Here is a 17,571-nt window from a genome sequence, read left to right as displayed (position 1 = left end):
GGTGTTTTAATCATAACCACACTTCGGTGTGGTTATTTCGCCCCTTCGGAGAAGAGTCGTGAAGCGACCTGCAATCATTCTGATTTGCCTGCTGCTGCAGGCGTGCTCGGCCACCACCAAAGGGCTGGGAAACTCACTGTGGGAAAGCATGTTCGGTACACCGGGCGTGCATCTGACCGATGACGAACTTCAAAACATGCCCTATGCCAGTCAGTACATGCAGCTAAACGATGGCCCGCAGCTGTTTGTGGTGCTCGCTTTCGATGAAAACGGGCAGCAGAAATGGGTGACGCAGGATCAGGCCACCATCGTGACGCAGCATGGCCGTATCGTGAAAACCCTGTTGGGCGGCGATAACCTGCTGGAGGTGAATAATATCGCCGACGACCCGCTAATCAAGCCGAACCAGATCGCCGACGGCGCAAGCTGGACGCGCACGATGGGCTGGACCGAACATAAGCAGGTGCGTTACGCCACGGCACGCTCGACCTTCCGCTGGGACGGCACGGACAGCGTGAAAGTCGGCAGCGACGAAACCCGTGTCCGCGTGCTGGATGAAGAAGTTACCACCGACCAGGCCACCTGGCACAACCGCTTCTGGATCGACGAGGAAGGGCAGATCCGCCAGTCCCTGCAGTATCTCGGTGCCGGATTCTTCCCGGTGAAAACCACCCTGATCAAGGCGGCGAAATCATGAAAACGCTCATCCACGTTGCGCTTATCGCCAGCCTTGCCGCGCCGCTGGCATGGTCCGCAGGGACTGTGAAGGTCTACACGCCGGACAGTGAAAAACCCAAAACCTTAACCCACGCTGAGCATCTGCTCGATCTCGTCGGGCAGCCAAGGCTCGCCAACAGCTGGTGGCCGGGGGCAGTGATCGCTGAACGTCAGAAGACCGCTGAAGCGGAACAACAGCACAAGGCGCTCCTTGCCAGGCTGACGGGGTTAGCGGAACAGGAAGATGGCGACGACGCGGCGGCGATTAACAGCGTTCGCCAGCAGCTGCAGGCGCTGAAGGTGACGGGCCGTCAGAACGTGAACCTTGATCCCGACGAAGTGCGCGTTACGGAAAAGGGTAATCCCACGCTTGAAGGGGAGTATACGCTCTGGCTGCCGGAGAAGCCGACGACGGTGACCGTAATGGGGCTAATCAGCAGCCCGGGTAAAAAGCCCTTTACGCCCGGTCGTGACGTGGCGAGCTACCTCGACGAGCAGAGCCTGCTGAGCGGTGCCGATAACAGCTACGCCTGGGTGGTTTACCCTGACGGGCACACACAGAAAGCCCCCGTCGCTTACTGGAATAAACGGCATATCGAACCTATGCCGGGCAGCATTATTTTTGTCGGTTTTGCCGACCATTTCTGGACGAAGGCGTATGACGGGCTTAACGCCGATATCCTTCACTCCCTGATTCAGCGGATACCGGAATAATGAAAAAAACCTATCTCTACAGCATGCTGGCGCTCTGCGTGAGTGCCGCCTGCCATGCAGAAACGTATCCGGCACCGATTGGCCCGTCTCAGTCAGACTTCGGCGGCGTCGGTTTACTGCAAACGCCCACCGCGCGTATGGCGCGCGAAGGGGAAATTAGCCTTAACTACCGTGATAACGACCAGTATCGCTACTACTCCGCCTCGGTACAGATGTTCCCGTGGCTTGAAACCACGCTGCGCTATACCGACGTGCGTACGAAACAGTACAGCAGCGTAGAGGCGTTCTCCGGCGATCAGACCTACAAAGATAAAGCCTTCGATGTCAAGCTGCGCCTGTGGGAAGAGAGCTACTGGATGCCGCAGGTGTCCGTGGGCGCCAAAGATATCGGTGGTACCGGTCTGTTTGATGCGGAATACATCGTGGCCAGCAAAGCCTGGGGACCGTTCGACTTCTCGCTCGGCCTGGGATGGGGCTATCTCGGCACCAGCGGTAACGTGAAAAACCCGTTTTGCTCCTACAGCGAAAAATACTGCTATCGCGATAACAGCTATAAGAAAGCGGGCTCCATTAACGGAGACCAGATGTTCCACGGTCCGGCGTCGCTGTTTGGCGGCGTAGAGTATCAAACGCCCTGGCAGCCATTACGCCTGAAGCTGGAGTATGAAGGGAATGACTACTCGCAGGACTTCGCCGGGAAGATTGAGCAGAAGAGCAAGTTTAACGTCGGCGCCATTTATCGCGTCACCGACTGGGCCGACGTTAACCTCAGCTACGAGCGCGGCAATACGGTGATGTTTGGCTTCACGCTGCGCACCAACTTTAACGACATGCGGCCGCACTACAATGATAACGCGCGCCCTGCATACCGGCCGGAGCCGCAGGATGCGATTCTGCAGCACTCCGTGGTGGCAAACCAGCTGACGCTGCTGAAATACAATGCCGGCCTGGCGGATCCGAAGATTCAGACCAAGGGCGACACGCTTTACGTCACCGGCGAGCAGGTGAAATACCGCGACTCACGGGAAGGGATCGAACGCGCCAACCGGATCGTGATGAACGATCTGCCGGAGGGGATCCGAACGATCCGCGTGACGGAAAACCGTCTCAACCTGCCGCAGGTCACAACCGAAACGGACGTTGCCAGCCTCAAGCGCCATCTGGAAGGCGAGCCGCTCGGGCATGAGACCGAGCTGGTGCAAAAACGCGTAGAGCCGATCGTGCCGGAAACCACCGAGCAGGGCTGGTATATCGACAAATCGCGCTTCGATTTCCATATCGATCCGGTGCTGAACCAGTCCGTGGGCGGGCCTGAAAACTTCTACATGTATCAGCTGGGCGTCATGGCGACGGCGGATCTGTGGCTCACCGACCACCTGCTGACCACCGGCAGCCTGTTCGGCAACATCGCGAACAACTACGACAAGTTTAACTACACCAACCCGCCGAACGACTCGAAGCTGCCGCGCGTGCGCACCCGCGTGCGTGAGTATGTGCAGAACGATGTCTATGTGAATAACCTGCAGGCCAACTACTTCCAGTACTTCGGCAACGGCTTCTACGGCCAGGTTTACGGGGGCTACCTGGAGACTATGTTCGGCGGCGCGGGAGCGGAAGTGCTTTATCGTCCTGTCGACAGCAACTGGGCGTTCGGGGTGGATGCCAACTACGTCAAGCAGCGTGACTGGCGCAGCGCGCAGGACATGATGAAGTTCACCGACTACAGCGTCAAAACGGGCCATCTGACCGCCTACTGGACGCCGTCGTTCGCACCTGACGTGCTGGTGAAAGCCAGCGTCGGTCAGTACCTGGCGGGCGATAAGGGCGGCACGCTCGATATCTCTAAACACTTCGACAGCGGCGTCGTGGTGGGCGGCTACGCCACCATCACCAACGTCTCGCCGGACGAATACGGGGAAGGGGACTTCACTAAAGGGGTCTACGTGTCGATTCCGCTGGATCTGTTCTCGTCAGGCCCAACCCGCAGCCGCGCGGCGATTGGCTGGACGCCGCTGACGCGTGACGGGGGTCAGCAGCTTGGACGTAAGTTCCAGCTGTATGATATGACGAGCGATAAGAATATTAACTTCCGCTGATGCTTCACGCCGGGCGGCACCGCGTTTGCCCGGCCTGCTATTTTGTAGGCCCGGTAAGCGCAGCGCCACCGGGCGAATCACAAGCGGCGTAGTAGCCTCGCCGGGTTCCCGGCATAGACACCTTTCTCGACGATCGATTTTGTTACCACGCTCCCTGCACCAATCACCGCACCGTCGCAGATGGATACCGTCAGAATGGTCGCTCCACTGCCTATCGAAACATCATTCCCCACGATAATATGGCCCCAGCTCTCACGGTCGGCGTTCGGTTTCCCCTCCCGAAACATATCGTTGGCAAACATCACGCCATGGCCAACAAAGCAACGCTGACCAATAGTGACATACTCGCAGATGAAGGTGTGCGACTGGATTTTGCAGTCGTCACCGATGCGCGTATTGCCCTGGATTTCAACAAACGGGCCGACGAATACGCCGTTGCCCAGAACACAGTCGTAAAGGTTAGCAGGTTCATATACGATCACATTGTCGCCACAGGTCACGTTGCGAACCCCGGTTTGTTTACGCTCCATCGGTTTTCTTCCTACATAAAACATAATTAAAAAATATAGATCCCCGTCACATTTTTGCGTTATACAGGAACCTCGCCCTGGAGAATGAGGTGCTGTATGACATCCCTGACTCGCCCGCGCGTTGAGTTTATCTCAACTATCCTCCAGACCGTGCTGAACCTCGGTCTGTTGAGCCTTGGCCTGATACTGGTCGTCTTTTTGGGTAAAGAGACGGTGCATCTTGCGGATGTACTGTTCGCCCCTGAACAAACCAGCAAATATGCGCTGGTGGAAGGCCTGGTGGTCTACTTTCTCTACTTTGAATTTATCGCCCTGATTGTGAAGTACTTTCAATCCGGATTTCATTTCCCACTGCGTTATTTTGTCTACATTGGGATCACTGCGATAGTGCGGCTGATCATCGTCGATCATAAATCCCCGCTCGACGTGCTGATCTACTCGGCGGCGATCCTGCTGCTGGTGATCACCCTCTGGCTGTGCAACTCGAAGCGGCTGAAACGCGAATAAAAAAATGGCGCTCCGAAGAGCGCCTAACAACAGTCACAAGTTTACTCTTCATATTTTACGCTGCTGATGCGTTGGCTGCGTTCGCTCACCCCAGTCACTTACTTTAGTAAGCTCCTGGGGATTCACTCACTTGCCGCCTTCCAGCACCGCAAAATATTTTGAGTATTGGGTCAATACAATACGTCTAAAGTTGAGGGTTGCAGTGGCATAACAAAATGAAACTTAACCTTTCACACCGCCCGCCGTCAGGCCGTTGACCAGCCAACGCTGCGCCAACAGGAACACCACGGTAATCGGGATGGCGGAAAGTACGGCCGCCGCGGCAAAGTCGCCCCACAGGTAGTTTTGCGGGTTGAGGTATTGCTGCATACCTACGGCCAGGGTGTAGCTGTTCACATCACGTAGTAACAGTGAGGCAACCGGTACTTCGGTGATCGCAGCGATAAACGACAGGATAAACACTACCGCCAGAATCGGCACCGACAGCGGCAGCAGCACCAGGCGGAACGCCTGCCACGGGGTTGCGCCATCCAGCGCGGCCGCTTCTTCCAGCGAGCCGTCGATAGTTTCGAAATAGCCTTTAATGGTCCATACATGCAGTGCGATTCCGCCAAGATAGGCGAAGATCACGCCGCCGTGGGTGTTCAGGCCGATAAAGGGGACGTACTGGCCCAGACGGTCAAACAGGGCATACAACGCCACCAGCGACAGCACGGCCGGGAACATCTGGAAAATCAGCATCCCTTTCAGCAGCGTCGCTTTGCCCGGGAAACGCATACGGGCAAAGGCGTAGGCGCAGGTGGTGGACAGCGCCACGATACCAATGGCGGTAATGCCTGCGATTTTCACCGAGTTCCACAGCCACAGCAGCACCGGGAACGGCGGCGGCGTGACGCGGCCATCCGCGTGTTCCACGCTAAAGCCCAGCGCGAGCTTCCAGTGCTCCCAGGAGATTTCGTCCGGGATCAGGCTCCCCGTCGCGAAGTTACCCGAACGCAGGGAGATGGCGATAACCATCAGCAGCGGGAACATGATCGCCGCGATGAAAATCAGCAGGCCTAAGTGCGTCGCCAGGAGGCGCAACTTCTGAGATTTGGGTTGTACCATAGCCATGATTGATGCCCTCCTTAATCAAATTTCATACGTGTGGCTTTCAGGTTCACAATCGCCAGAGCGCCTACCAGCAGGAAGATCAGGGTGGCAATCGCTGCCGCCAGACCGAAGTCCTGGCCGCCGCCGCCTTCGAAGGCGATACGGTAGGTGTAGCTCACGAGCAGGTCGGTATAGCCTGCTGGCGTCGTGGTGCCAAGGCGGTCCGGGCCGCCGTTGGTCAACAGCTGAATCAGCACGAAGTTGTTAAAGTTAAAGGCGAAGCTGGCAATCATCAGCGGCGTCAGCGGCTTAATGAGCAGCGGCAGCGTAATTTTAAAGAAGTTCTGGAACGGGCCCGCGCCGTCCATCGCCGAGGCTTCGTACAGATCGTCCGGGATAGCCTTCAGCAGGCCCATGCACAGGATCATCATGTACGGATAACCGAGCCAGGTGTTCACGATGATAATCATCGAGCGAGCGGTGGTCGGGTCGCTGAACCAGGCTGGTTTGATGCCGAACAGGGCGCTCAGCATCATGTTGATTTCACCGAAGCTCTGGTTAAACAGCCCTTTGAAAATCAGAATCGAGATAAACGACGGTACGGCATACGGCAGGATCAGCAGCACGCGGTAAATCGCTTTGCCTTTCAGGGATTCCCACTGGACCAGGCAGGCCAGCACCATGCCCACGGCCACGGTCAGGATCACCGTCAACACCGAGAAGACCACCGTCCAGACGAAGATGGCGAAGAACGGCTTCTGAATGCCTTCGTCGGTAAACACACGGGTAAAGTTGTCCCAGCCGATGGTGACGGTATAGCCAGGGCTGAGCTTGTCATCACCCCATTTGCCGTCGGCAGTAATGGACTGATAGAAACCAATGTCGTTATTCGGACGATATTTCACGCCGCTCTGGTTGTTGGTCAGCGTGCCGTCTTCCGCCAGGGTATACAGCGGCTGCGTGCCGGAGAACTGGCGCAGCGAGCTCATGGTCACCTTGCTTTCGTCTGGCAGCACGGCGGTGAGCTGGGTCAGCGCCTGACGGTTCTGGGTAATGACGCGCAGGTTGGCTCGTTCACCTTCCGGCAGGGCCTGTGCCTCTTTTAAGGCCAGCTTCTGCTCGCCGCCAAATTTGAACGCGTCGGAGACATAGTATTTGCTGCTTGCTTCGTCAGTAAGCGCTAACTTCCACTCGTTACCGTCAGGATACAGGCCGAAGTTAAAGGTCTTGCCTGCCTGATAGGAGCGATCCAGCAGGACCTGCTGCGCGCGTTCCTGCGCAAGCTGGTTGGTGCTGCTGTAGTTGGTAAACGCAATGGCGATGGTACAAATCAGCGGGAACAGAACAAACAGCCCCATCCCGGCCACGCCCGGGTAGACATAGCGCCAGGCATAGGCTTTACGATTAGCGAAAATATACAGGCCAGCAGAGCTTAAAATCAGCGTCATGATGGCAAACAGATATTCCCCTTGTACGTACATTAAAACAACAAGGTAACCCACCAGCAGACACAGCAGACCTATCGCTGACCACTTCAGCGCGTCGCTTTGCCACCAGCGTTTCTTTTTAATGACATCCATGGGGTTTTTCCTCTACAACGTTTGATCTTTTCTCCCTCTCCTGGGGGAGAGGGCCGGGGTGAGGGCGTGCGGATAGCGCCAACCCTCACCCTAACCCTCTCCCAAAGGGAGAGGGGACTACGTCATTACTTAGTAATACGACCCTGAGCATCTTTCAGCGCGGCATCGACAGTCTGACGACCGCTTGCAGCATTGATGACCGCGGTACGCGTGGCGTACCAGAACGCAGCCATCTGTGGGATGTTCGGCATGATTTCGCCTTTCTGGGCGTTATCCATGGTGGCCGCGATACGTGGGTCTTTCGCCAGCTGATCCTGGAAGGATTTCAGCGCGACGGCGCCCAGCGGTTTGTCCTTGTTCACTTCATCCAGACCCTGATCGGTCAGCAGGTAGTTTTCCAGGAACTCTTTCGCCAGCTCTTTGTTCGGGCTGGCGGCGTTGATGCCCGCGCTCAGCACGCCAACGAACGGTTTAGACGGCTTGCCTTTGAAGGTTGGCAGCAGCGCTACGCCGTAGTTGACTTTGCTCTTGTCGATGTTGGTCCAGGCCCACGGACCGTTGATGGTCATCGCGGTTTCGCCTTTGTTGAACGCCGCTTCCGCGATGGAGTAATCGGTATCCGCGTTCATATGTTTGTTCTTGATGAGGTCAACCAGGAAGGTCAGACCCGCTTTCGCGCCAGCGTTGTCCACGCCCACGTCTTTCACGTCATATTTGCCGTTTTCAAACTTGAACGCGTAACCGCCATCGGCAGCAATGAGCGGCCAGGTGAAGTACGGCTCTTGCAGGTTGAACATCAGGGCGGATTTACCTTTCGCCTTCAGCTCTTTATCCAGTTTCGGGATCTCTTCCCAGGTTTTCGGTGGGTTTGGTACCAGGTCTTTGTTGTAAATCAGAGACAGGGCTTCAACCGCGATAGGGTAAGCGATCAGCTTGCCGTTATAGCGAACGGCATCCCAGGTGAACGGGAACAGCTTGTCCTGGAAGGCTTTATCTGGCGTCACTTCTGCCAGCAGGCCAGACTGCGCGTAACCCCCGAAACGGTCATGCGCCCAGAAGATGATGTCCGGGCCGTCGCCGGTTGCTGCAACCTGCGGGAACTTCTCTTCCAGCTTGTCCGGGTGTTCTACGGTAACTTTGATGCCGGTATCTTTTTCGAATTTTTTGCCCACTTCGGCCAGGCCGTTATAGCCCTTGTCGCCGTTAATCCAGATAACCAGCTTGCCTTCTTCAATTTTGGCGAGCGCTGGGGCGGAAACCATCATTGCTGCAAGGGCGGACAATGCGAAAACGCGTGCGCCAGTCTTGATATTCATATCTGCCATCCTTTTTGGTGATGTGCTCGTGGATACATAAGGTGGTTCAACGTGACTCAGTCTCCTTATTTGACATCCTCTTTCCATCCTCCCAACCCCTACGCCCCACCCCCCGTTTGTGTGATCTCCGTTGCATAAATTTAAGTTATGAGTGCTGGCGCACATAAAAACCCACCGAATTTTGCAGGCGGCTTCACGAATTTTGCCTCAGCCCGCCCGCGGCGGTCGCAGAGCCTGCTCCCTCATCCTCCCGCCTCCTCCCCCATAAAAAAGGCGGGGGGTGGAGGATTCGGGAAAGTAATGGATACCCCATAGTGAACTTATCTTGAATGTTTCTGTCGGTGACAGGTTGTAACGAAGGGAGAAGGGCATGGCGAGCGTACAGCTGCGTAATGTAACGAAAGCCTGGGGTGACGTTGTGGTGTCGAAAGACATCAATCTGGACATCAACGAAGGCGAATTCGTGGTGTTTGTTGGCCCATCAGGCTGTGGTAAATCTACTCTGCTGCGTATGATTGCCGGTCTTGAAACGATTACCAGCGGCGACCTGCTGATTGGTGATACCCGAATGAACGACATCCCGCCTGCCGAACGTGGCGTCGGTATGGTGTTCCAGTCTTATGCACTCTATCCACACCTTTCCGTTGCCGAAAATATGTCCTTTGGCCTGAAGCTGGCCGGCGCGAAGAAAGAAGTCATTAACCAGCGCGTGACGCAGGTGGCGGAAGTGTTACAGCTGGCCCACCTGCTGGAGCGTAAACCAAAAGCGCTTTCCGGTGGTCAGCGTCAGCGTGTGGCGATTGGCCGTACGCTGGTGGCCGAACCGCGCGTGTTCCTGCTTGATGAACCTCTCTCTAACCTGGATGCCGCCCTGCGCGTCCAGATGCGTATTGAAATCTCCCGTCTGCACAAGCGTCTTGGCCGCACGATGATTTACGTCACTCACGATCAGGTGGAAGCGATGACCCTCGCCGACAAAATCGTGGTGCTGGATGCCGGCCGCGTGGCGCAGGTGGGTAAACCGCTGGAGCTGTATCACTACCCGGCAGACCGCTTTGTTGCGGGCTTTATTGGCTCGCCAAAGATGAACTTCCTGCCCGTCAAAGTGACCGCGACAGCCATTGAACAGGTACAGGTGGAGCTGCCAAACCGCCAGCAGGTCTGGCTGCCGGTCGACAGCGCCAACGTACAGGTCGGGGCAAACATGTCCCTCGGTATTCGTCCTGAGCACCTGCTGCCGAGCCACATCGCTGATGTGACCCTGGAAGGTGACGTTCAGGTCGTCGAACAGCTTGGTCACGAAACACAGATTCATATCCAGATCCCCGCCATCCGTCAGAACCTGGTCTACCGCCAGAACGACGTGGTGTTGGTAGAAGAGGGTGCCACATTCGCTATCGGCTTGCCGCCAGAGCGTTGCCATCTGTTCCGTGAGGATGGCACTGCATGTCGTCGGTTGCACAAAGAGCCAGGCGTTTAAGCAATCCCAAAAGAAGACACGAAACCGACAGGTGAAGTGTTCAAAGAAAAGCAATGATCTCAGGAGATAGAATGATGATTACTCTGCGCAAACAAGTCCCTCTGGCAATCGCCGTTGCGGCAGGCATCCTGTCTGCCCAGGCAGGCGCCGTGGACTTTAAAGGTTATGCTCGTTCCGGCATTGGCTGGACCGGGAGTGGCGGTGAACAACAATGTTTCCAGGCAACGGGTGCTCAAAGTAAATACCGTCTCGGTAACGAATGTGAAACCTATGCGGAATTGAAACTGGGTCAGGAAGTGTGGAAAGAAGGCGACAAGAGCTTCTATTTCGACACTAACGTAGCGTATTCCGTTTCTCAGCAGAACGACTGGGAATCCACCAGCCCGGCCTTCCGTGAAGCTAACGTGCAGGGTAAAAACCTGATTGAATGGCTGCCAGGCTCCACCATCTGGGCCGGTAAGCGTTTCTATCAGCGTCATGACGTTCACATGATCGACTTCTACTACTGGGACATCTCAGGTCCTGGTGCCGGTATTGAAAACATCGATCTGGGCTTTGGTAAACTCTCTCTGGCAGCCACCCGCTCTTCTGAATCAGGCGGTTCTGCAACCTTCGCCGATCGTGATGCGAACGGCGACCGTATTTATGACAACGTTGTACCAAATGACGTCTTCGACGTGCGTTTAGCGGGGCTGGAAACTAACCCGGGCGGTACGCTGGAACTGGGCGTTGACTATGGTCACACCAACATTCCTGACGACTACTACCTGCAGCCAGGCGCTTCTAAAGATGGCTGGTTGTTCACTGCTGAACATACCCAGAGCATGATGAAGGGCTTCAACAAGTTCGTACTGCAGTACGGTACAGACTCCATGACCTCTAACGGTAAAGGTATTCCACAGGGCGGCAGCGTTGATAACGACGGCTCCATGTGGCGTGTGCTGGACCACGGTGCAATTACCTTGGCAGACCGTTGGGACCTGATGTACGTCGGTATGTACCAGAACATCGATCGTGACAACAACAACGGTACCGAGTGGTGGACTGTGGGTGTTCGTCCGATGTTCAAATGGACGCCAATCATGAGCACCCTGCTTGAAGTGGGCTACGACAACGTCAAATCTCAGAGAACTGACGAGAAAAACAGCCAGTACAAAATCACCCTGGCACAGCAATGGCAGGCAGGCGACAGCATCTGGTCTCGTCCGGCTATCCGTGTCTTCGCAACCTACGCGAAGTGGGATGAGAAATGGGGTTACGCAAACAACAGCGACACGGGTTACACCTCTGGTGTGGCTTACAGTGACACCTCTGCGAAAACCTTCAGCCGTGGCGACAACGATGAATGGACCTTCGGCGCCCAGATGGAAATCTGGTGGTAATTCGTTAGACCTGACGTAATGACCTGAAAAGAGGGGCGTAAGCCCCTCTCTCCTTAGGGTGCTGCGCGCTATTGCCTGGCCACCGCAGTGCTCACGCTATCAGAGGTAATAACAATGAAAATGAAGAAAAGTCTCGTCGCGCTGTGCCTCTCTGCGGGGCTGTTAGCCTGTGTTCCGGCCATCTCCCTGGCAGACGTGAATTTCGTGCCACAAAATATCAGCGCTGCGCCGGCTATCCCGGCGGCGGCCCTCCAGCAGCTGACGTGGACGCCAGTTGATCAATCCAAAACCCAGTCGACACAGCTTTCTACGGGCGGCCAGCAGCTGAACGTACCGGGTATCACCGGGCCGGTTGCCGCCTACAGCGTGCCGGCTAACATTGGTGAGCTAACCCTGACGCTGACCAGCGAAGTGAACAAGCAAACCAGCGTATTTGCACCGAACGTGCTGATTCTGGATCAGAATCTGACGCCGTCTGCCTTCTTCCCAAGCGAGTACTTTAGCTACCAGGAGCCTGGCGTCATGAGCGCCGACCGTCTGGAAGGAAAAATGCGCCTGACGCCAGCGTTGGGACAGCAGAAGATTTATGTTCTGGTTTTCACGACTGAAAAAGATCTACAGCAGACCACTAAGCTTATCGATCCGGCAAAAGCCTACGCCAAAGGAACGGGTAACTCTGTTCCGGATATTCCGGATCCGTTAGCGCGCCACGTCACCGACGGCCTGCTCAAACTGAAAGTCTCAACTAACAATGCGTCCAGCGTGCTGGTCGGCCCGCTGTTTGGCTCCTCCGGCACCGGCCCCGTCACCGTAGGTAACACTGCTGCACCTGTTTATACCGCGCCAGCTGCCACGGCAGCCGCACCGGTAGCGACCGCAGCACCTGCCCCGGCGAAGAAAGCCGAGCCGGTACTGAACGACACCGAAGAGTACTTCAACAACGCCATTAAGCAGGCGGTGAAGCGCGGCGATGTCGATAAAGCGCTGAAGCTGCTTGATGAAGCCGAACGTTTAGGTTCAACCACTGCCCGTTCCACCTTTATCAGCAGTGTAAAAGGCAAGGGGTAACCGTTTCCCCACAGTGCTGATTTGTTAGTAGTTTGGTGCGCCTGAGTGGGCGCACTTTTTTTCGTATCGGCCAGGCTGTTGCGCCCATGTTGCGATCGTGATCGTTAAATAACGTTTGGCCCCCCTCAATCCGTGTTTCTGCGATACAATGCCATTACTTTATGTATCGGAGAGTCTGGCATGTCACACCCTGCGCTAACGCAACTGCGTGCGCTGCGCTATTTCGACCAAATACCTGCGCTTGAACCGCAGCAGCTGGACTGGCTGTTGCTGGAAGATTCCATGACGAAACGTTTTGAGCAACAGGGTAAAACGGTCACGGTGACCCTGATTCAGGAAGGGTTTGTCTCTGGCGATGAGATCGCCAGCGAGCTGCCGCTGCTGCCGCACGAACCACGCTACTGGCTGCGCGAAATTTTACTCTGTGCTGATGGTGAGCCTTGGCTTGCCGGGCGGACGGTGGTCCCCGAGTCCACCCTTTCCGGACCAGAGCTGGCGCTGCAACGTCTGGGGAAAACGCCGCTGGGGCGCTACCTTTTCACCTCGTCTGAGCTTACCCGGGATTTTATTGAGATTGGTCGTGATGCCGAACTCTGGGGGCGTCGTTCCCGCCTTCGCCTGAGCGGTAAACCGTTAATTCTGACGGAGCTTTTTTTACCGGCATCACCGTTGTACTAAGAGGAAGAAAAAATGGAGTGGAGCCTGACGCAGAATAAGCTGTTGGCGTATCACCGCTTAATGCGTACCGATAAACCCATTGGCGCGTTACTGTTGCTGTGGCCGACCCTGTGGGCGCTGTGGCTCGCCACGCCGGGCGTGCCGCCGCTGTGGATCCTGGCCGTGTTCGTTGCCGGCGTCTGGCTGATGCGCGCGGCGGGCTGCGTGGTGAATGACTATGCCGATCGTAAATTCGACGGTCATGTTAAGCGTACTGCCGGTCGTCCGTTACCCAGCGGGCAGGTCACCGGGAAAGAAGCCCGTGTGCTGTTCATTGTTCTGGTGCTGCTCTCTTTCCTGCTGGTGTTAACCCTCAACACCATGACCATTCTGCTTTCCGTTGCGGCGCTGGCGTTAGCCTGGGTTTATCCGTTTATGAAGCGCTATACCCACCTGCCTCAGGTGGTGCTGGGCGCAGCGTTTGGCTGGTCGATTCCGATGGCGTTTGCGGCGGTTAGTGAGTCCTTACCGCTCAGCTGCTGGCTGATGTTCCTGGCGAACATTCTCTGGGCTGTGGCGTATGACACGCAATACGCGATGGTAGATCGCGACGATGACCTGAAGATTGGCATCAAATCCACCGCCATCCTCTTTGGTCGTCAGGACAAGCTGATTATCGGTATCCTGCAGGTTGCGGTACTGGCGCTGATGGTTGCGATCGGTCGCCTGAACGGGCTGAACTGGGAGTTTTACTGGTCCGTGCTGGTGGCGGGACTGCTGTTTGCTTATCAGCAGAAGTTGATCGCCAGGCGTGAACGTGACGCCTGTTTTAAAGCGTTTATGAACAATAACTACGTTGGTCTGGTGCTGTTTTTAGGCCTGGCGATGAGCTATTTCTTATAAAAAAGTCGGGTGGCGGCTTCGCCTTACCCGACCTACGAGTTAGCAGGACATGGAAGCCCGGTAAGCGTTAGCGCCACCGGGCTTTTTTTATCGGTGACGCAGCAGCCGGAGCGCGTTCGCCGTCACCAGTACCGTTGCCCCGGTATCCGCCAGCACCGCCAGCCACAATCCGGTCATGCCGAGCAGGGTCGTCACGAGGAAAATTCCTTTCAGCCCGAGCGCAATGCCGATGTTCTGACGGATGTTGGCCCGCGTCGCGCGCGCCAGGCTAATCATCTGCGCCAGCCCGGTCAGGCGGTTGTGCGTCAATGCCGCGTCGGCCGTTTCCAGCGCCACGTCGGTGCCGCTGCCCATCGCTATACCGATGGTGGACGCTTTCATCGCCGGGGCATCGTTAATCCCGTCACCGACCATTGCCAGCGGCGCGCGAGCGTTCAGCTCCGTCACGGCGCTGACCTTATCCGCAGGCAACAGTCCGGCTTTAAACTCCAGCCCCAGCTCACCGGCAATCGCTGCCGCCGCGCGAGGGTTATCACCGGTGAGTATAACGCCCTGCACGCTCAGCTTGTGCAGCGCCGCCACGGCTTCTTTGGCGTCATCGCGCAGGGTATCGCGCAGCGCCAGCATCCCTTTCGCGACGCCGTCCTGCATAACGGTCACGACGGTTTGTCCGGTCTGTTCTAACGCCTCAACCTCTGGATTAGAAGACTTGCCCGCCGCGACAATCAGCACCTTTTTACCGTCAACAATGGCCTCAATCCCTGACCCGACCAGCGCCCGCTGGGCGGTTGCCGGAGGGATGTCCAGCCCGCGCGCCTGCGCTTCACGCACAATCGCCTGCGCCAGCGGGTGAGTGGACCCCTGTTCAACGGCGGCGGCCAGGGTCAGCAGCTCATCTTCACTGATTTCCTGCGGATATACGCCGGTTACCTGCGGCTTACCCACGGTTAACGTACCGGTTTTATCGAAGGCGATATGCTGAACCTGGCTCAGCTGCTCCAGCGCCGCGCCGCCCTTAATCAGCGCGCCGCGACGCGCCGCCGCCGCAAGACCTGAGGTAATCGCAGCCGGGGTGGAAATCACCAGCGCGCACGGGCAGCCAATCAACAGCAGCGTCAGCCCTTTATAAATCCAGCCCTCCCACGGCGCGCCAAGTAACAGCGGCGGGACGACGGTAACCAGCAGGGCAACCAGCATGATGGCAGGGGTATAAATTCGGCTGAAGCGATCGATAAAGCGTTCGACCGGCGCGCGGCGCTCTTCGGCCTCTTCAATCAGCTTCAGGATACGGTCGATGGCGCTGTCGCCCGGCTCGGAAAGCACGGTGAGCTGCACCAGACGGTCGACGCTGGTGGCGCCAGCAGGCACTTTTTCACCCGCGGCACGCTCTACCGGAATGGATTCCCCGGTCAGGGCGCTTTCATCAAAGCTCGCGGTGGCGCCAAGCAGCGCGCCGTCTGCGGGCAGACGCCCCCCTGCGGCCACCTCAATCACGTCGCCCGGGCGCAGCGTATTGATGGCGACCGTTTCACGCGTGCCGTTTATCACGCGAGTGGCGGTTTCCGGCTTCAGCGCCATCAGCGCGCTGACCCCTTTACGCGCCCGGCTCGCCGCCCAGCCCTCAAGACGTTCGCCGATTAAGAACAGCAGCAGCACCATCGCCGCTTCTGCCGTCGCGCCAATAAACAGCGCGCCGATGGCCGCCACGCTCATCAGCGTTTCGATGGCAAACCAGCTGCCGCTTTTCATCAGGCGCAGCGCCTGACGGGCAATCGGGAACAGGCCGACCAGCGTGGTGGCGATAAACGCCAGATTGCCGAACGGATGGTTAATCTGCTCCAGACCCCAGCTCAGGGCCATCATGATGGTGAGGGTAATGAGCGGCAGGTTTTCTTTCAGGGAGGAGGCTTTTTCAACGGGCGCCGTTTCGCTGCGCAGGGTATAGCCCGCCTTGCTGACGGCGGCTTCAACCTGTTTGCTGACGTCGTTATCGGCGCTGACCAGCAGCTTTTCGGTGGCGAACAGCACCTGAACGTGACTCACGCCCGGCACCTGCTTGACGGCGTTTTCCACCTTGCGGGCGCAGGCTGCGCAGTCCATTCCGTTGACGACCCAGCTGTAGCGGCTGCCGCTTTCAGGAAGGGGTTGAGCTTGCGTTTCGCACGCGCCTTCGCAGCAGCAGTCGTCTTTCGACGGAGCCGGGCTGAGCTTAAGTGCCGAGAATTGAGGAACTTTTTTAGGTATTTCTGGAGTCGACATGGCAGTCTCCGGCAATGATAATTTTCTCATTAACCGCAGCATACACTCTGGAGTCGACTCCAGAGTCAAGCGCTATTTAGATATACAGCGAACGCACAATCAGGAAATGCCCGGCAAAGTAACAGGCGGAGGCTATCGCGTTATCCGCCCGGAAGCGGCGGCGATAGTGGCTGCCCAGCCACACGATATTCCCGATCAGCAGAAGCGCGGCGCCGAAGAACGCGGACATCGCCGGAGCGGTCGGACGGAAGAACCACAGCTCGCCCGCCAGCCACACCATCACCAGCGTCATGGCGATAAACGTACAGACCGGCAAACGCATCTCTTCCAGACGTGACCAGATCACCGCAATCAGCAGCGCGCCAATCACCAGCAGCACCAGCGGCAGCGGCCAGAAGAAGGAGAGCGTCATCTGGCTGGCAAAGTAGATGGTATAGAGCAGATGCGACAAGAAGAACGCCCCAACGGCGTAGAGCAGGCGCTGGCGTGGCAGCAGGGTTAAGGCATCGCCAATCAGGGATGCACACAGTCCGGCGAGCACCAGATAGCTGACGGCGTTGAACATCGGCGCTTGCCAGGCCAGCAGCAGCAGGAGCAACAGCGTGACCGGTTTAAACAACCAGCGCTGCCAGGTGGGACCGCGGTAGGACGCATCGACATAAAGCCATGCGGAAAAACAGACAGCGATAAATGACCAAAGCATATTAACTCCCTGTATCTGTTAAGTCTGAATAATCAGTTTCTGATCCAGTGTAGTGACGCGGGCGGTCGTTTGGCAATGGCGGGGGAGGCAAGGTATCCTGAATTCCGCAAAATCTGATGGGATTGTCGAATGAGCAAGATGCCGCTTTTTTTCATTATCGTGGTGGCGATTATCGTCATTGCCGCCTCGTTCCGTTTCGTGCAGCAGCGCCGCGAGAAGGCGGATAACGATGCCGCGCCGCTGATGCAAAAGCGCGTGCTGGTGACCAACAAACGCGAAAAACCGCTCAACGACCGCCGCTCGCGCCAGCAGCAGGTGACGCCTGCGGGCACAGCAATGCGCTATGAAGCGAGCTTTAGGCCGGAAGCGGGCGGCCTGGAGATAACCTTCCGCCTGGAGGCGCAGCAGTACCATCAGCTGACGGTGGGGGAGAAAGGGACGTTGAGCTACAAAGGGTCGCGGTTTGAAGGGTTTGAACCGGAGCGGTAATTTTCCCCTCACCCCGGCCCTCTCCCCTTGGGAGAGGGTGTAATCGTTCCCTCTCCCTGTGGGAGAGGGTTAGGGTGA

16 protein-coding genes are annotated in these 17,571 nt (G+C 57.0%); 10 read left to right on the top strand and 6 right to left on the bottom strand.

What is annotated here, in order from left to right:
* The first annotated feature begins 58 nt into the window (after window positions 1–58).
* The 3 genes from ADJ24_RS16080 to ADJ24_RS16070 are packed head-to-tail and all read left to right on the top strand — an operon-like array spanning window position 59 to window position 3,527.
* Window positions 59–697, top strand: a complete 639-nt coding sequence (locus tag ADJ24_RS16080; RefSeq protein ID WP_023309998.1) for a YjbF family lipoprotein — start codon at window positions 59–61, stop codon at window positions 695–697.
* Window positions 694–1,431: a capsule biosynthesis GfcC D2 domain-containing protein gene (locus tag ADJ24_RS16075; RefSeq protein ID WP_023309999.1), complete on the top strand. Its 738-nt coding sequence runs from the start codon at window positions 694–696 to the stop codon at window positions 1,429–1,431. The genes ADJ24_RS16080 and ADJ24_RS16075 overlap by 4 nt, the downstream gene beginning before the upstream one ends.
* Entirely contained in the window at window positions 1,431–3,527 is a 2,097-nt protein-coding gene (locus ADJ24_RS16070) for a YjbH domain-containing protein (protein ID WP_023310000.1), read from the top strand. The genes ADJ24_RS16075 and ADJ24_RS16070 overlap by 1 nt, the downstream gene beginning before the upstream one ends.
* Before the next feature lie 77 nt (window positions 3,528–3,604).
* Here ADJ24_RS16070 and ADJ24_RS16065 read toward each other — a convergent pair whose 3' ends face one another.
* On the bottom strand, window positions 3,605–4,057 hold the full coding sequence (locus ADJ24_RS16065) for an acyltransferase (protein WP_023310001.1): 453 nt from the start codon (window positions 4,055–4,057) through the stop codon (window positions 3,605–3,607).
* A 96-nt stretch (window positions 4,058–4,153) separates the two neighbouring features.
* Here ADJ24_RS16065 and psiE point away from each other — a divergent pair, with 96 nt between their 5' ends.
* Window positions 4,154–4,564 (top strand): phosphate-starvation-inducible protein PsiE, encoded by a 411-nt coding sequence (gene psiE / locus ADJ24_RS16060; protein ID WP_000202963.1) that lies wholly within the window; start codon window positions 4,154–4,156, stop codon window positions 4,562–4,564.
* 222 nt (window positions 4,565–4,786) lie between these two features.
* Here psiE and malG read toward each other — a convergent pair whose 3' ends face one another.
* The 3 genes from malG to malE all read right to left on the bottom strand — a co-directional run bounded on the left by malG (window position 4,787) and on the right by malE (window position 8,552).
* Window positions 4,787–5,677 carry a maltose ABC transporter permease MalG gene (malG, locus tag ADJ24_RS16055; protein WP_023310002.1) on the bottom strand — a complete coding sequence of 297 codons (891 nt, stop codon included), beginning with the start codon at window positions 5,675–5,677 and terminating at the stop codon, window positions 4,787–4,789.
* Window positions 5,678–5,691: 14 nt separating this feature from the next.
* Window positions 5,692–7,236 (bottom strand): maltose ABC transporter permease MalF, encoded by a 1,545-nt coding sequence (gene malF, locus ADJ24_RS16050; RefSeq protein ID WP_023310003.1) that lies wholly within the window; start codon window positions 7,234–7,236, stop codon window positions 5,692–5,694.
* Between the two features lie 125 nt (window positions 7,237–7,361).
* Window positions 7,362–8,552 carry a maltose/maltodextrin ABC transporter substrate-binding protein MalE gene (malE, locus tag ADJ24_RS16045; protein WP_023310004.1) on the bottom strand — a complete coding sequence of 397 codons (1,191 nt, stop codon included), beginning with the start codon at window positions 8,550–8,552 and terminating at the stop codon, window positions 7,362–7,364.
* Between the two features lie 370 nt (window positions 8,553–8,922).
* Here malE and malK point away from each other — a divergent pair, with 370 nt between their 5' ends.
* The 5 genes from malK (at window position 8,923) to ubiA (ending at window position 14,042) form a co-directional block, all read left to right on the top strand.
* Window positions 8,923–10,032, top strand: a complete 1,110-nt coding sequence (gene malK, locus ADJ24_RS16040; RefSeq protein WP_023310005.1) for a maltose/maltodextrin ABC transporter ATP-binding protein MalK — start codon at window positions 8,923–8,925, stop codon at window positions 10,030–10,032.
* 71 nt (window positions 10,033–10,103) lie between these two features.
* A complete protein-coding gene (locus ADJ24_RS16035) occupies window positions 10,104–11,414 on the top strand; it encodes a maltoporin (RefSeq protein ID WP_023310006.1) in 1,311 nt (436 codons plus the stop codon).
* Window positions 11,415–11,528: 114 nt separating this feature from the next.
* Window positions 11,529–12,482 carry a maltose operon protein MalM gene (gene malM / locus ADJ24_RS16030; protein WP_023310007.1) on the top strand — a complete coding sequence of 318 codons (954 nt, stop codon included), beginning with the start codon at window positions 11,529–11,531 and terminating at the stop codon, window positions 12,480–12,482.
* 180 nt (window positions 12,483–12,662) lie between these two features.
* On the top strand, window positions 12,663–13,160 hold the full coding sequence (gene ubiC, locus ADJ24_RS16025; RefSeq protein ID WP_023310008.1) for a chorismate lyase: 498 nt from the start codon (window positions 12,663–12,665) through the stop codon (window positions 13,158–13,160).
* A 12-nt stretch (window positions 13,161–13,172) separates the two neighbouring features.
* The gene (gene ubiA, locus ADJ24_RS16020; RefSeq protein ID WP_023310009.1) at window positions 13,173–14,042 is read left to right on the top strand and encodes a 4-hydroxybenzoate octaprenyltransferase; all 870 of its coding nucleotides are present in this window, start codon (window positions 13,173–13,175) and stop codon (window positions 14,040–14,042) included.
* Between the two features lie 87 nt (window positions 14,043–14,129).
* Here ubiA and zntA read toward each other — a convergent pair whose 3' ends face one another.
* Together zntA and ADJ24_RS16010 are read right to left on the bottom strand one after the other, a co-directional pair.
* Complete coding sequence (gene zntA, locus ADJ24_RS16015; protein WP_023310010.1) at window positions 14,130–16,301, bottom strand: Zn(II)/Cd(II)/Pb(II) translocating P-type ATPase ZntA; 2,172 nt, start codon at window positions 16,299–16,301, stop codon at window positions 14,130–14,132.
* A gap of 76 nt (window positions 16,302–16,377) precedes the next feature.
* Window positions 16,378–17,004 (bottom strand): lysoplasmalogenase, encoded by a 627-nt coding sequence (locus tag ADJ24_RS16010; protein ID WP_023310011.1) that lies wholly within the window; start codon window positions 17,002–17,004, stop codon window positions 16,378–16,380.
* A gap of 129 nt (window positions 17,005–17,133) precedes the next feature.
* Between ADJ24_RS16010 and ADJ24_RS16005 the strand changes: the two genes are divergently transcribed.
* Window positions 17,134–17,493, top strand: a complete 360-nt coding sequence (locus ADJ24_RS16005; protein ID WP_023310012.1) for a DUF2500 domain-containing protein — start codon at window positions 17,134–17,136, stop codon at window positions 17,491–17,493.
* Window positions 17,494–17,571: the final 78 nt, after the last annotated feature.

Origin of the sequence: Enterobacter sp. 940_PEND, from assembly GCF_001059415.1 — a bacterium.
Taxonomy (GTDB): domain Bacteria; phylum Pseudomonadota; class Gammaproteobacteria; order Enterobacterales; family Enterobacteriaceae; genus Enterobacter; species Enterobacter cloacae_M.
This window is presented reverse-complemented; position numbering and strand designations above follow the sequence as displayed.

Bases quoted from the DNA above. Each gene is read 5' to 3' on its own strand.
- ubiC (WP_023310008.1), top strand. From the start codon at position 12,663: ATGTCACACCCTGCGCTAACGCAACTGCGTGCGCTGCGCTATTTCGAC.
- malF (WP_023310003.1), bottom strand. From the start codon at position 7,236: ATGGATGTCATTAAAAAGAAACGCTGGTGGCAAAGCGACGCGCTGAAG.
- ADJ24_RS16075 (WP_023309999.1), top strand. From the start codon at position 694: ATGAAAACGCTCATCCACGTTGCGCTTATCGCCAGCCTTGCCGCGCCG.
- ADJ24_RS16070 (WP_023310000.1), top strand. From the start codon at position 1,431: ATGAAAAAAACCTATCTCTACAGCATGCTGGCGCTCTGCGTGAGTGCC.
- ubiA (WP_023310009.1), top strand. From the start codon at position 13,173: ATGGAGTGGAGCCTGACGCAGAATAAGCTGTTGGCGTATCACCGCTTA.
- malK (WP_023310005.1), top strand. From the start codon at position 8,923: ATGGCGAGCGTACAGCTGCGTAATGTAACGAAAGCCTGGGGTGACGTT.
- ADJ24_RS16035 (WP_023310006.1), top strand. From the start codon at position 10,104: ATGATGATTACTCTGCGCAAACAAGTCCCTCTGGCAATCGCCGTTGCG.
- ADJ24_RS16005 (WP_023310012.1), top strand. From the start codon at position 17,134: ATGAGCAAGATGCCGCTTTTTTTCATTATCGTGGTGGCGATTATCGTC.
- zntA (WP_023310010.1), bottom strand. From the start codon at position 16,301: ATGTCGACTCCAGAAATACCTAAAAAAGTTCCTCAATTCTCGGCACTT.
- malE (WP_023310004.1), bottom strand. From the start codon at position 8,552: ATGAATATCAAGACTGGCGCACGCGTTTTCGCATTGTCCGCCCTTGCA.
- psiE (WP_000202963.1), top strand. From the start codon at position 4,154: ATGACATCCCTGACTCGCCCGCGCGTTGAGTTTATCTCAACTATCCTC.
- malM (WP_023310007.1), top strand. From the start codon at position 11,529: ATGAAAATGAAGAAAAGTCTCGTCGCGCTGTGCCTCTCTGCGGGGCTG.
- malG (WP_023310002.1), bottom strand. From the start codon at position 5,677: ATGGCTATGGTACAACCCAAATCTCAGAAGTTGCGCCTCCTGGCGACG.
- ADJ24_RS16010 (WP_023310011.1), bottom strand. From the start codon at position 17,004: ATGCTTTGGTCATTTATCGCTGTCTGTTTTTCCGCATGGCTTTATGTC.
- ADJ24_RS16065 (WP_023310001.1), bottom strand. From the start codon at position 4,057: ATGGAGCGTAAACAAACCGGGGTTCGCAACGTGACCTGTGGCGACAAT.